This is a genomic window from Lysobacter koreensis (assembly GCF_042677045.1).
In the GTDB taxonomy this organism is placed as follows: domain Bacteria; phylum Pseudomonadota; class Gammaproteobacteria; order Xanthomonadales; family Xanthomonadaceae; genus Lysobacter_K; species Lysobacter_K koreensis.
The window spans coordinates 823,304-835,525 of record NZ_JBHTIH010000003.1 but is presented as its reverse complement, the minus strand read 5'-3'; the positions used below and the strand labels follow the sequence as shown (position 1 = coordinate 835,525).

The window sequence follows — 12,222 nt, the reverse complement described above, 5'->3', positions numbered from 1 at the left end:
CTGCAATGGCCCGCGGCGCGGCCGTTGACGGCTGGGCGACGGGACGGGGGGATAGAATCACGCTTGTTAGACTTGGCATTGTAAGCCTTCGCACCGCCGCCGACGTGGCAGATCGCGTCCCGGCAACCCCCGTCAGCCAGCCCCCAGGAGCCCGCCATGGCCATCGAACTGCCCGCCCTGCCCTACGACCGCACCGCGCTTGAGCCGCACATTTCCGGCGAAACCATCGACTTCCATTACGGCAAGCACCACCAGGCCTACGTCACCAACCTCAACAACATGATCGCGGGCACCGAGTTTGCCGAGATGGCGCTCGAGGACATCATCCGCAAGGCGCAGGGCGGCATGTTCAACAACGCCGCGCAGATCTGGAACCACACCTTCTACTGGAACTGCCTGGCGCCGAACGCCGGCGGCGAGCCGACCGGCAAGCTGGCCGACGCCATCAACAAGGCGTTCGGCGACTTCGCCAAGTTCAAGGACGAGTTCACCAAGGTTTCGGTCGGCACCTTCGGCTCGGGCTGGGGCTGGCTGGTGCAGCGCCCGGACGGTTCGCTGGCGCTGGTCAGCACCTCCAACGCCGCCACCCCGCTCACCGGCGAGGACACCGCGCTGCTGACCTGCGACGTCTGGGAGCACGCGTACTACATCGACTACCGCAACGCGCGGCCGAAGTACGTCGAGTCGTTCTGGAACCTGGTCAACTGGGATTTCGTCGCGTCGAACATGAAGTAACGGATCCGCCCTGGGCTGATGTGCGAACGGCCGGGGAAACCCGGCCGTTGTTTTTTTCAGCAGCGGCAGGACGTCATCGATCGGCAGGTGAATCCCGCAATGCGGCGATCACCGGCGCCACCTGCTCGCCACGCCCCAGTGCCTGTCCGACCTTCTGCACTGCGGCAGACAAGTCCTGCGCCGATTCCGCCCGCAGCGTCGCATGCCCGACCTTGCGGCCCTCGCGTGGCGACTTGCCGTAGTCGTGCCAATGACCGCCGGCTTCTTGCAGCACCGCGTTCGCATCGGGCATCGCCCCGACCCAGTTGAGCATGCAGGCGCGGCCGACCATGCGCGTATCGCCCAGCGGCAGGCCGAGCACCGCGCGCAGGTGGTTCTGGAACTGCGACGTCTCGCTGCCTTCGATAGTCCAGTGCCCGGAGTTGTGCACGCGCGGCGCGAGCTCGTTGGCGAGCAGTTCGCCGGCGCGGCAGAACAGCTCCAGCGCGAACACGCCGACGTAGTCGATCGCCTCGGCCAGCTTCCGCGCGTATGCGAACGCCGTTTCGGCCATCGCCGCGTCGACCGACGCCGGCGCCAGGCTGGCCGACAGCACGCCGTCGACGTGCCAGTTCTCGGTCAGCGGCCAGCTGCGGAACTCGCCGTCGCGGCCGCGTACCGCGACCACCGACAGTTCGCGCTCGAACGGCACGAACGCCTCCAGGATCAATCCGACCTTGGCCGCCTGCGCGCCTAGCGCCTGCCATGCCGCGTCGGTGTCGGCCGCGCTCTTGAGGCGGAACTGGCCCTTGCCGTCGTACCCCAAGCGGCGGGTCTTGAGGATGCACGGTGTGCCGATCGCCGCGATTGCGGCGTCGAGGTCCTCGCGCGTGTCGATCGCGACGAAGTCCGGCACCGGGATGCCCAGTTCGCGGAACAGGGTCTTCTCGGCCAGCCGGTCCTGGGCGATCGCCAACGCGCGCGGGCTCGGGAACACCGGCACGCGGTCGGCCAGCCACTGCGCGGATTGGGACGGCACGTTCTCGAAATCGAAGGTGGCGACGTCGATCTTGGAGGCGAACTCGGCCAACGCGGCGGTGTCGGTGTAGTCGCCCACCACCATCGGCGCGAACTGGGCCGCGCAGGCATCGCCGGCGGTGTCCATCACCAGGAAACGCAAGCCTAGCGGCGCGCCGGAAAGCGCGAGCATGCGGGCCAGCTGCCCGCCGCCGAGGATGCCTACCGTAGTCACGCCGATAGCCCTGAGCCTGTCGAAGGGCGCCGCGGGTCGTCGTGGGCCAGCACGTCGTCGGTCTGGCGTGCGCGGAACGCGTTCAATGCTTCGCCGATCATCGGCTGGTCGTGGGCGAGCAGCGCGGCGGCGAACAGGGCCGCATTCGCCGCGCCGGCGTTGCCGATCGCAAACGTCGCGACCGGGATCCCGGCCGGCATCTGCACGATCGACAGCAGCGAATCCATGCCGTTGAGCGCCTTGCTCTGCACCGGCACGCCCAGCACCGGCACCGCGGTCTTGGCCGCGAGCATGCCCGGCAGGTGCGCCGCGCCACCGGCGCCGGCGATGATCGCGCGCAGGCCACGGTCGGCGGCGCTGGCTGCGTATTCGAACAGCACGTCGGGCGTGCGATGCGCCGAGACCACCCGCACCTCGTGCGGCACGCCGAGCGCCTCGAGCTTGGCGGCGGCGTGCTGCATCGTCTCCCAGTCGGAGCGCGAGCCCATGACGATGCCGACCAACGGCGTCGGCGGCAACGGGGCCGGCTGCGATGGGACACGATCGGTTGCTGACATGGTCCGGTCCAGGAGATCAGTTGGGAGGCGCAAAGACGTATTCTAGCGCCCCAAGCCCAGCGCGCCGCGCCGCCCGGAACCACACCGTATGGATCGCAAACTGCTCGACCTGCTCGTCTGCCCTTCCACGCGCCAACCGCTGCAATTGCTCGATACCCGCGGGCTGCAGGCGCTGAACGCCGCGATCGAACGCGGCGGCGTCGTCCGGGGCGACGGCAGCGCGCAGTCCGAGCCGGTGCGCGAGGCGCTGGTAACGCGCGACCGCAAGCTGCTTTACCGCGTCGATGATGGCATCCCGGTGCTGCTCGCCGAAGAGGTCATCGTGGCCGCGCAGGTCGCGGATTTCCCCGGCGCATGAGCCGCTTCGCGCCGCCGCCGGCCGAACTGGTCGAGGCCGATGTCGCGCACGCGCTGGCCGAGGACCTTGGCAGCGGCGACGTCACCGCCGCGCTGTTGCCCGACCTCGCCGACGGCGCGTACCTGCTGTGCAAGGAAGATGCGGTGGTCTGCGGCAGGCCGTGGTTCGACGCCTGCCACCGCGCGCTCGATCCGGCCGTGCAGATCCACTGGCACGTCGAGGAAGGCGATCGCGTCGCCCGCGGCACCGTGCTGGCGACCCTGCAAGGCCGCGCGCGCCCGCTGGTCAGTGCCGAGCGCTCATCACTGAACTTCATGCAGACGCTGTCCGCGACCGCGACCGTGACCGCCGCCCACGTCGAGGCCGTGCGCGGTACCGGCGCGCAGATCCTCGATACCCGCAAGACCCTGCCCGGCCTGCGCCTGGCGCAGAAGTACGCGGTGCGCGTCGGCGGCGGCGTCAACCACCGCATGGGCCTGTACGACGCGGTGATGCTGAAGGAAAACCACGTCCGCGCGGCCGGCTCGCTGGGCGCGGCGATCCACGCGGCGCGGGCGATGCATCCGACGCTGCCGTTGATCGTCGAGGTGGAGACTCTTGCGCAACTCGCCGAGGCGCTGGCCGAAGGCTGCGACCGGATCCTGATCGACGACTTCGATGCACCGACCCGGCGCGAGGCGGTACGGATCGCGGCCACGGCCGCACGCAGGATCCCGTTGGAGGTGTCCGGGGGCGTCGACTTGGCGGGCTTGCGCGCGATTGCCGAGGACGGCGTCGACTGTATCTCGATCGGGGGCCTGACCAAGCACGTGCGGGCGATAGACCTGTCGTTGAAACTCGGCCCGCCGCCGGGCTGACGCGCGGGTTCTCAGCGCATCAGCTGCGGCACGGCGAACCCGAGCAACACGATCAGCGCTAGGCCGAGGACGGCCAGCACCGCGCGCGGCGGCCAGGCCAACCGGGGGCGCGATGGGCTGGCGGCGGGCAACGCGGCGCCCTTTACCGCTTCAGCCTGGCCCGGCGCCGACACCCGGAACCGCAAGCCGTCGAAGGCGACCTCGTCGCCGGGCTTGGCCAGCGCGCGCAACACGCGCCGGCCGTTGATGAAGCTGCCGTTGGTCGAACCCATGTCTTCGATCTGCACGCCGTCGTCGGTCGGCAGCAGGCGCGCGTGCACGCGCGAGATTCCGGGCTCGTCCAGATGCAGCGCGCAATCGTTCGCGCGGCCCACGGTGGCCACGCCATGCACGGCGAAGTTGCGACCGCCGACCGAGTCGATGCCGCGCAGCACGTACTTCGGCAGCACCACGCGCACGGCGGTGATACCGGGATCGTCATTGGCCGATGGATGCGTCACGCCGGGCAAACCCAACACCGCCCCCACCGCCGTCACACCTTCCATCGAGGCCAGTCGCGCGCGCACATGCTCGAAGACGATCGTGTCGCCCGCGCGCAACGAGATCAGCCCGTCCACCTGGCGGTCGTTGACCCAGACCATGGTGCCGCGCGGCACATCCAGCATCACCCCGTGCGCGGTGACGTGCAGCTGGCAATGCTGCGGCTGCACGCCGGGGCGATCGAGGACGATGGTGGAGCCGGGATCGGAACCGATCCGGTTGATGCCCTGGCCGAGCAGGACCTGCGGGTGTTCGCCACCGGGAAAGACGAGTTTCATGCAGGCTTGGGCTCTTCCCTGAAAGTGCGATCCAAGGTGCTTGCGAATGGGGCCGCGCACCGCCACATTGGTAGCATGCCGACTTTAGTGGTTCTGATGATCGTTGCTGCGACCGCGTTCGCATTCTGGAGCGCGAGCCGTGCCGCGGCCGAACGCGCCGAGGTGCTGGGCCGCGATGCCTGCCGCGCCGCAGGGGTGCAGTGGCTCGACCAGGCCGTGCACGAGACGGGTTTTCGGCTGTGTCGGCACGACAATGGCTGGCTGGGCCTGGAGCGCACGTTTCGCTTCGACTATTCGCTCGACGGGCAGGACCGCCATGTCGGTCGCCTGGTGTTGCGCGGCGATCGGCTGGTGTCCTTCAGCGGGCCGGTGACGCCGGAACCGACTTCATTGCAGTGAGGCCGTACGGCGGGTTTCAACCCGCCGTGCTGCGAGCGATGGTTCGCGGCGGGTTTAAGCCCGTCCTACAGGTCGCCTTCGCGGGGATGACGTTTCGGCGAAGCCGCTCTTGCGCGGGGCGCACATAACCGAAGCAGTGGATCCGGCGATCCCCGGCCATCGCGCACAGCGCGATGGTGTCCGGCCCCGCGCGACTTGCGTCACTCAAAGCAATCGCAAGCGCGACACTGCACCCCCGCCTTTGCGGGGACGACGCTTGGGCAGAGCCGCGCTTTGTGCGGGCCGAAAATAATTGAAGTCACTGGATTCCCGCATTCGCGGGGAAGACATTTCAGCTAAGCCGCGCCTTGCGCGGGCCGAAACGTCACTTGACGATGCGCAGGTGGCCGCCGCGCCGCGGCGTGGGATGGGTCGGATGGGGGGGGCCGTCATCGTCCCCATCAGGAGACGGCTCGCTCGGCACCGCGCTGAGCGGCGCCGGGGCACCGTCGCGGGCATCTTCCTCGACGCCCTCCTCCTCGCCCAGGGAGCCGTCCTCGGGCAACGCCATGCCCTGCCCGGTCTCGCGCGCGTAAATCGCCAACACCGCGCCGATCGGCACCGACACCGCGTGGCTCACGCCGCCGAAACGGGCGCTGAAGCTGATCACGTCGTTGCTCATCTCCAGGTGCGATACCGCGCGCCCGGCCACGTTCAACACGACCTTGCCGTCCTTGATCGCATGCGTGGGCACCTTCACCGCCGGCCGGGTGGCGTCGACGAGCAGGTGCGGGGTCATGCCGTTGTCGGCGATCCATTCGTACAGCGCCCGCAACAGGTACGGGCGGTGGCTGGTCATCGGGGTGCTGTCGTCACTCATGCGGGAAGTCTAGCGCCGCGCATCGGCGATGGCGCACGGCAACAGCGCCAATCGCGCTGTCAAGCGACGCAGGGTGGGCACTGGGTTCGTGCCCACGAATCCCGCGCGCGCAACTGCGGGCACGAAAATCGCGCCCGCAATGCCGCTACGCCGGCAGGTCGCGCAGCTTGCGTTCCTGGTCAGTCAGGCTGCGGGTGAAACCGGGGTTGCGGAAGATCCGGTTGCCGTAATCCTCGATCGCCTTGCCGTCCTTAGGCAGCGGGATGCCGAGCGCCGGCAGGCGCCAGATGATCGGCGCCATCGCGCAGTCGGCGAGGCTCATCTCGGGATTGAGGAAGAACTTGTAGGCCTTGAACAACGGCACTGAGGCGGTGAGCAGTTCCTTCAGGCGCTTGCGGCCGGCCTCGGCCTGGGCCTTGTTGCCCAGCTGGATCGCCTGAACCTGCGGCACCCAGTCGTGTTCGAGCCGCAAGGTCGCCAGCCGCAGGCGCGCGCGCGACAAGGGGTCGACCGGCATCAGCGGCGGGTGCGGATAACGCTCGTCTAGGTACTCGCTGACCACGCTTGCCGCGTACAACACCAGATCGCGCTCGACCAGGGTCGGCACCGAGTGGTACGGGTTGAGGTCGACGAGGTCTTCGGGCGGATTCTGTGGGTCGACCGGGATCAGGTCGTAGGTGACGCCCTTGGCCGCCAGCACCAGCCGCACGCGGTGGCACAGCACGCAGTCGGTGGAAGAAAACAACGTCAGGGCATTACGCATACGTGGGCTCGCCGCCATCATCGACCTCTCCAGCCACCGGAATCCGCCGGTGGCAAGACGCCATCCACCCTGTGTGGAAGGTCGTCACGGCCTCGAGCCCGCCCTGTTGCCACCCACCGGCATCCGAAACCGGACCGGGGCGGTCACCGACACGCCGCACACGGATGCGCGGCGTGCCTGCAGATGGAGCTGTGCTCAGTGCTTGTCTACGTCGCGCCAGTACTCGATCTTCAGCAGATAGGCGATGAACGTGAACATCGCCAGGAACAGGATCACCCAGACGCCCATGCTCTGGCGCTGCAGTGCGGCCGGTTCGCCGGCGTACTCGAGGAATGTGGTGATGTCGCGCGCAACCTGGTCGAAGCCGGCGGCGTCGAGGGTGCCGGGCTGAGTGACCTTGAGGCCGACGACGTGGCGCTCGCCGGTGGCCGGGTCGGCCGCGCCGTATTCGGCGTGCTGCAGGCCCTGCATCTGCCACAGCGGGTTCGGCATCGAGGCGTTCGGGAACAGCTGGTTGTTCCAGCCCAGCGGGCGCGACTCGTCGAGGTAGAACGACTTCAGGTAGGTGTAGATCCAGTCGCTGCCGCGCACGCGGGAGATCACGCTCAGGTCCGGCGGCATCTTGCCGAACCACTGGTTGGCGTGGTCGGCGGTGAGGCTGACCTGGATCTGCTCGCCGAACTTGGCGCCGGTGAAGTTGAGGTTGCTCATTACCTCTTCTTCGCTCAGGCCGAGGTCCTCGCCCATGCGCGAGTAGCGCAGGTACTTGAGCGAGTGGCAGCCCGAGCAGTAGTTCATGTACAGCTGGGCGCCGCGCTGCAGTGACGCGCGGTCACCCAGGTCGGTGCCGGCCTGCAGCAGGTTGCCACCGCCGGCGGCGAACGCCGACACCGACACCAGCACGCCTGCAGCGAACACCGCCAGTTTCTGGAAAGCGCGGCTGTTGAGAGTGATCTTAGTCATGCATCGTCACCCGTTCCGGCACCGGCTTGGTCTTGTCGAGCTTGGTCCACAGCGGCATCGTGATGAAGAACGCGAAGTAGAGGAAGGTCAGTACGCGGCCGATGATGGTCTCGACCGGGTCGGTGCCCGGGCCGGCGCCAATCTTGCCCAGCCACACGAAGCACACCGCCAGCAGGCCCAACATCAGCTTGGAGATCAGGCCCCGGTAGCGATAGGACTTGACCTTGGCGCGGTCGAGCCACGGCACCGTGAACAGCACCGCGATCGCGGCGAACATCACGATCACGCCGCTGAGCTTGTGCGGGATGACGCGCAACATCGCGTAATACGGGGTGTAGTACCACACCGGCTTGATGTGCTCTGGCGTGACCAGTCGGTTGGCCTCGACGAAGTTGTCGTGCTCGAGGAACCACCCCCCGAACGCCGGCGCGAAGAAGATGATGAAGGCAGCGATGATCAGGAAGAAGCCGACCCCCACCAGGTCCTTGACCGTGTAGTACGGGTGGAACGGAATGCCGTCGGCCGGCTTGCTCGCGTCCCAGCGGTTGCCCTTCGGGCCGTACTTGATGTCGACGCCGTCCGGATTGTTGGAACCAACCTCGTGCAGCGCGCCCAGGTGCAGCACCACCAGCAGCAGCAGCACCAGCGGCAACGCGATCACGTGCAGGGCGAAGAAGCGGCCGAGGGTCGCGTCGCCGGGCAGGTAGTCGCCCATGATCCATTCGGTCAGGCCGGTGCCGATCACCGGGATCGCGCCGAACAGCGAGATGATCACCTTGGCGCCCCAGAACGACATCTGGCCCCAGGGCAGCACGTAGCCCATGAAGGCTTCGGCCATCAGCACCAGGTAGATCAGCATGCCCAGGATCCACACCAGCTCGCGCGGCTTCTGGTAGCTGCCGTACATCAGCCCGCGGAACATGTGCAGGTAGACGACGATGAAGAACAGCGAGGCGCCGGTGCTGTGCATGTAGCGGATCAGCCAGCCCCACTCGACGTCGCGCATGATGTATTCGACCGACGAGAACGCCTCGGCCGCGGACGGCTTGAAGTGCATCGTCAGGAAGATGCCGGTGACGATCTGGTTGACCAGCACCAGCAGCGCCAGCGAACCGAAGTAGTACCAGAGGTTGAAGTTCTTCGGCGCGTAGTACTCGCTCATGTGCTTGCGGTACACCGGCATCATGCCGGGCGCGCGCGCATTGACCCAGTCCCAGACGCCGGTGGCGCTACGGGTGATGATGTTCGCCATGACTTACGCAGCTCCCTGGCTGTTCGAGGGGTCCACGCCGACCACGATCGTGGTGTCGTTCTCGTAGTAGTGCGGCGGCACGACCAGGTTGGTCGGCGCCGGCACGCCCTGGAACACGCGGCCGGCCATGTCGAACTTCGACTTGTGGCAAGGGCAGAAGTAGCCGCCCTTCCAGGCCGGATCGAACGGCTCGGGCTTGATCTCGGCCTTCATTTCCGGCGAGCAGCCCAGGTGCGTGCACAGGCCGACCAGCACCGAGATCTCGGGCTTGATCGAGCGCAGTTCGCCCTTGATGTAAGCCGGCTGCTGGTCGAGGTTGGTCGACTTGGGGTCGCGCAGCAAATTGTCCAGGGTCGGCAGCGCCTGCAGGATCGCCTTGGAGCGCTTGACGATCCAGATCGGCTGGCCGCGCCACTCCAGGACCAGGCGTTGGCCCTCGGCGAGCGCGCTGATGTCGGCGGTCACCGGGGCGCCGGCGAGCTTGGCCCGCGCGCTGGGATTCCACGACTTGATGAACGGCACGGCGACAAAGCCGGCGCCCACCGCGCCGACCACCGCCGTGGTCGCGGTCAGGAAACGACGACGGCCGCTGTTGACCGGCTCATGGGTAGGATCAGTGACCCCTTGGTTGGCCATCCGGCACTCCGCAAAACTTGTGTGTATCGAAGTTTCGCCGCACCGCCCGCACCACTGGCGACGGCTCGCGGCTCAAATAGACGGGGAAGTGTAACGGAACGGTTAACGACCCGACAATCCGCGCCGCATCGATCCTGACCATTGTCGCGTGCGCCGCAGGGTGGCCGGCGCCCGACGCAATGCGGTTGTCAGCGCGTCAGGGGGGTGCCGCGGTAGCGCTCGGCCAGCTGTCCGACGCGGACTACGTAGCGCTGGGTCTCGCTGTACGGGGGCACGCCCTTGTACTTGTCGACCGCGCCCTCGCCGGCGTTGTAGCCGGCCGCGGCCAGGGTCAGGTTGCCGTTGAAGCGCTTCAGCAGCCAGGCCAGGTACTGCACGCCGCCGCGGATGTTCTGGCCGGCATCGAAGGAATTGCTGACCCCGAAGCGGCGCGCGGTGGCGGGCATCAGCTGCATCAGCCCCTGTGCGCCGACGCGCGACAGTGCGTTGGGGTTGTAGGCCGATTCGGCATGGATGATCGCGCGGACGATGGCTTCCTCGACGCCGTACTGCTGTGCGGCGGCGGCAATCTCGTGGCGGAACGCCTCGGTGTTGAGGCGGATCGAGCCGAAATTGACCCCCGGCTTGGCCGCGCAGGCGAAGCAGGTCTCCATGAAGCTGTACTTGATCGTGCGCACCGCGCTGGCGTTGGCCACGCCTTTGGGGCGCTTGCTGCTGTAGTGGCGGACGCCATCCTTGATGTAGGAGTAGACCTGGCCCTGCACCAGCCGCGGAGCCCCGGTGCTGGAACGAACCGGAGCCGGCGCCGCGGCAGGCCTGGCACCGCCACCGGACGGCGCGTCCATGAAGGTGGCGGGGGCACCGCTGTCGATCGACGCGGGCGAACCGGCAACGTTGTTGACCGGGACGACGCTGCCCACCGATGCAGGCCTGGACGGCATGGACACCGCAGGCGGCTGGTAGCGGCTGGCGCTGTAGGAACTGACGGGCGTGCACTTGCCGCCGGATACGCGCTTGCTGACGTAGCTGCGGCCGCCATCGGCGGTTTCGCAACGGAACACGGTGCCTGCCACGGCCGGCACGGTGGCCAGCAGGCAGATGGTCCCCAGCAGCAGTGAGCCCCCCCTCATGGTCGCGAGTGTCTCCCGTCGAGTCGGCGTTGCCAAGTCCTTGATTCGAAAAACGCGACGGTGGTCCTTTCGGGGCCAGCGGCCGCTAAACTGGCGCCCCCCTTCCGGAGCGGATTAACCGCCGCCCTCCCCGGACCGAGCCATGACCGACGCCCAGACCCTCCCCGCCACCCTCCCCGGCGCCGATGACAGCCCCCAGCCCGCCCCGGGCAAGCTGTTCATCGAGACCCACGGCTGCCAGATGAACGAGTACGACTCGGCCAAGATGGCCGACGTGCTCGCCGCCAGCGAGGGCCTGGTGCTGACCGACAAGGCCGAGGACGCCGACGTCATCCTGATCAACACCTGCTCGATCCGCGAGAAGGCGCAGGAGAAGGTGTTCAGCCGGCTCGGGCGCTGGAAAGAGCACAAGCGCGGCGACCGCCCGGTGATCATCGGCGTCGGCGGCTGCGTGGCCTCGCAGGAAGGCGCGGCGATCGTCAAGCGCGCGCCCTACGTCGACCTGGTGTTCGGCCCGCAGACCCTGCACCGCCTGCCCGAGCTGATCGCTGCCCGCCGCGCGACCGGCCAGCCGCAGGTCGACATCAGCTTTCCCGAGATCGAGAAGTTCGACCGCCTGCCCGAGCCGCGCGCCGAGGGCCCGAGCGCGTTCGTGTCGATCATGGAAGGCTGCAGCAAGTACTGCAGCTTCTGCGTGGTGCCCTACACCCGCGGCGAGGAGGTCAGCAGGCCGTTCGAGGATGTGCTGGTCGAGGTCGCGCAGCTCGCCGCGCAGGGCGTGCGCGAGGTCAACCTGCTCGGGCAGAACGTCAACGCCTACCGCGGTCCTTACGGCGAGGGCGAGGTTGCCGACCTCGGCCTGCTGATCCGCTCCATCGCCCAGATCGACGGCATCGGCCGCATCCGCTTCACCACCTCGCACCCGCTGGAGTTCTCCGACTCGCTGGTCGAGGCCTACCGCGACGTGCCGCAGCTGGCCAACTACCTGCATCTGCCGGTGCAGGCCGGCAGCGACCGCGTGCTCGCGGCGATGAAGCGCGGCTATACCGCGCTGGAGTTCAAACAGAAGATCCGCAAGCTGCGCAGCGTTCGGCCCGGCATCGCGATCTCGTCGGACTTCATCGTCGGCTTCCCGGGCGAGTCCGACGCCGACTTCGACAAGACCATGAAGCTGATCGAGGACGTCGGCTTCGACCAGTCGTTCTCGTTCGTGTATTCGCGCCGGCCCGGCACCCCCGCGGCCGATCTCGAAGACACCACCAGCGACGCCGACAAGCGCGCGCGATTGCTGCGCCTGCAGGCGGCGATCAACGCCAACGCCAAGGCGATCTCCGAGGCGATGGTCGGCAGCGTGCAGACCGTGCTGGTCGAACGTCCCTCGAAGAAGGACTCGAACGAAATGACCGGGCGCACCGAGAACATGCGCTTCGTGAACTTCCCCGGCGACCCGCGCCTGATCGGCCAGTTCGTCGACGTGGTGGTCACGGAGGCGATGTCGAACTCGTTGCGTGGCCGGGTAGTGACCACCGACGAACGAGCAGCGTGAGCCGGCTGCCGTCTTCCAAGGGGACTTCCTTCGGGGAGTAGGCGCGGCTTCAGCCGCGAGCTTTTTCATGGGCGCGGTACCGCAACCAAGAGCTCGCGGGTGGAGCCGCGCCCACCAG

General features: G+C 67.9%; 14 protein-coding genes. 5 read left to right on the top strand and 9 right to left on the bottom strand.

Annotated features, from left to right (window positions below; genetic code table 11):
- The first annotated feature begins 156 nt into the window (after nt 1-156).
- Nucleotides 157-735, top strand: a complete 579-nt coding sequence (locus ACFQZQ_RS09180) for a superoxide dismutase (RefSeq protein WP_386812450.1) — start codon at nt 157-159, stop codon at nt 733-735.
- 73 nt (nt 736-808) lie between these two features.
- Here ACFQZQ_RS09180 and ACFQZQ_RS09175 read toward each other — a convergent pair whose 3' ends face one another.
- Both ACFQZQ_RS09175 and purE read right to left on the bottom strand, forming a co-directional pair.
- Entirely contained in the window at nt 809-1,966 is a 1,158-nt protein-coding gene (locus ACFQZQ_RS09175; protein WP_386812449.1) for a 5-(carboxyamino)imidazole ribonucleotide synthase, read from the bottom strand.
- Nucleotides 1,963-2,523, bottom strand: a complete 561-nt coding sequence (gene purE / locus ACFQZQ_RS09170) for a 5-(carboxyamino)imidazole ribonucleotide mutase (protein ID WP_386812448.1) — start codon at nt 2,521-2,523, stop codon at nt 1,963-1,965. The genes ACFQZQ_RS09175 and purE overlap by 4 nt, the downstream gene beginning before the upstream one ends.
- 88 nt (nt 2,524-2,611) lie before the next feature.
- On the opposite strand from purE, the gene ACFQZQ_RS09165 reads away from it, so the two are divergent.
- Together ACFQZQ_RS09165 and nadC are read left to right on the top strand one after the other, a co-directional pair.
- Entirely contained in the window at nt 2,612-2,881 is a 270-nt protein-coding gene (locus ACFQZQ_RS09165; RefSeq protein WP_386812447.1) for a Trm112 family protein, read from the top strand.
- The gene (nadC, locus tag ACFQZQ_RS09160) at nt 2,878-3,738 is read left to right on the top strand and encodes a carboxylating nicotinate-nucleotide diphosphorylase (RefSeq protein WP_386812446.1); all 861 of its coding nucleotides are present in this window, start codon (nt 2,878-2,880) and stop codon (nt 3,736-3,738) included. The genes ACFQZQ_RS09165 and nadC overlap by 4 nt, the downstream gene beginning before the upstream one ends.
- 11 nt (nt 3,739-3,749) lie before the next feature.
- On the opposite strand, the gene ACFQZQ_RS09155 is transcribed toward nadC, so the two are convergent.
- The gene (locus ACFQZQ_RS09155) at nt 3,750-4,622 is read right to left on the bottom strand and encodes an FHA domain-containing protein (protein ID WP_386812445.1); all 873 of its coding nucleotides are present in this window, start codon (nt 4,620-4,622) and stop codon (nt 3,750-3,752) included.
- A gap of 9 nt (nt 4,623-4,631) precedes the next feature.
- Between ACFQZQ_RS09155 and ACFQZQ_RS09150 the strand changes: the two genes are divergently transcribed.
- Complete coding sequence (locus ACFQZQ_RS09150; protein ID WP_386812444.1) at nt 4,632-4,955, top strand: DUF3301 domain-containing protein; 324 nt, start codon at nt 4,632-4,634, stop codon at nt 4,953-4,955.
- 364 nt (nt 4,956-5,319) lie between these two features.
- Here the strand turns inward: ACFQZQ_RS09150 and ACFQZQ_RS09145 are convergent, their stop codons facing one another.
- The 6 genes from ACFQZQ_RS09145 to ACFQZQ_RS09120 form a co-directional block, all read right to left on the bottom strand.
- On the bottom strand, nt 5,320-5,814 hold the full coding sequence (locus ACFQZQ_RS09145; protein ID WP_386812443.1) for a ClpXP protease specificity-enhancing factor: 495 nt from the start codon (nt 5,812-5,814) through the stop codon (nt 5,320-5,322).
- Between the two features lie 145 nt (nt 5,815-5,959).
- Nucleotides 5,960-6,595, bottom strand: coding sequence for a glutathione S-transferase N-terminal domain-containing protein (locus ACFQZQ_RS09140; RefSeq protein ID WP_386812442.1), 636 nt, complete (start codon nt 6,593-6,595; stop codon nt 5,960-5,962).
- 177 nt (nt 6,596-6,772) lie between these two features.
- Entirely contained in the window at nt 6,773-7,540 is a 768-nt protein-coding gene (locus ACFQZQ_RS09135; protein ID WP_386812441.1) for a cytochrome c1, read from the bottom strand.
- Nucleotides 7,533-8,792, bottom strand: coding sequence for a cytochrome b (locus ACFQZQ_RS09130; RefSeq protein ID WP_386812440.1), 1,260 nt, complete (start codon nt 8,790-8,792; stop codon nt 7,533-7,535). The genes ACFQZQ_RS09135 and ACFQZQ_RS09130 overlap by 8 nt, the downstream gene beginning before the upstream one ends.
- 3 nt (nt 8,793-8,795) lie before the next feature.
- Nucleotides 8,796-9,428: a ubiquinol-cytochrome c reductase iron-sulfur subunit gene (petA, locus tag ACFQZQ_RS09125; RefSeq protein WP_386812439.1), complete on the bottom strand. Its 633-nt coding sequence runs from the start codon at nt 9,426-9,428 to the stop codon at nt 8,796-8,798.
- A 188-nt stretch (nt 9,429-9,616) separates the two neighbouring features.
- A complete protein-coding gene (locus ACFQZQ_RS09120; RefSeq protein ID WP_386812438.1) occupies nt 9,617-10,558 on the bottom strand; it encodes a lytic transglycosylase domain-containing protein in 942 nt (313 codons plus the stop codon).
- A 142-nt stretch (nt 10,559-10,700) separates the two neighbouring features.
- Here ACFQZQ_RS09120 and miaB point away from each other — a divergent pair, with 142 nt between their 5' ends.
- On the top strand, nt 10,701-12,104 hold the full coding sequence (gene miaB / locus ACFQZQ_RS09115) for a tRNA (N6-isopentenyl adenosine(37)-C2)-methylthiotransferase MiaB (protein ID WP_386812437.1): 1,404 nt from the start codon (nt 10,701-10,703) through the stop codon (nt 12,102-12,104).
- The last annotated feature ends 118 nt before the right edge of the window (nt 12,105-12,222 follow it).

Coding starts and splice junctions, on each gene's coding strand:
- ACFQZQ_RS09130 (WP_386812440.1), bottom strand. CDS start 8,792: ATGGCGAACATCATCACCCGTAGCGCCACCGGCGTCTGGGACTGGGTC.
- ACFQZQ_RS09135 (WP_386812441.1), bottom strand. CDS start 7,540: ATGACTAAGATCACTCTCAACAGCCGCGCTTTCCAGAAACTGGCGGTG.
- ACFQZQ_RS09180 (WP_386812450.1), top strand. CDS start 157: ATGGCCATCGAACTGCCCGCCCTGCCCTACGACCGCACCGCGCTTGAG.
- ACFQZQ_RS09165 (WP_386812447.1), top strand. CDS start 2,612: ATGGATCGCAAACTGCTCGACCTGCTCGTCTGCCCTTCCACGCGCCAA.
- ACFQZQ_RS09145 (WP_386812443.1), bottom strand. CDS start 5,814: ATGAGTGACGACAGCACCCCGATGACCAGCCACCGCCCGTACCTGTTG.
- nadC (WP_386812446.1), top strand. CDS start 2,878: ATGAGCCGCTTCGCGCCGCCGCCGGCCGAACTGGTCGAGGCCGATGTC.
- purE (WP_386812448.1), bottom strand. CDS start 2,523: ATGTCAGCAACCGATCGTGTCCCATCGCAGCCGGCCCCGTTGCCGCCG.
- ACFQZQ_RS09140 (WP_386812442.1), bottom strand. CDS start 6,595: ATGGCGGCGAGCCCACGTATGCGTAATGCCCTGACGTTGTTTTCTTCC.
- ACFQZQ_RS09150 (WP_386812444.1), top strand. CDS start 4,632: ATGCCGACTTTAGTGGTTCTGATGATCGTTGCTGCGACCGCGTTCGCA.
- ACFQZQ_RS09120 (WP_386812438.1), bottom strand. CDS start 10,558: ATGAGGGGGGGCTCACTGCTGCTGGGGACCATCTGCCTGCTGGCCACC.
- miaB (WP_386812437.1), top strand. CDS start 10,701: ATGACCGACGCCCAGACCCTCCCCGCCACCCTCCCCGGCGCCGATGAC.
- petA (WP_386812439.1), bottom strand. CDS start 9,428: ATGGCCAACCAAGGGGTCACTGATCCTACCCATGAGCCGGTCAACAGC.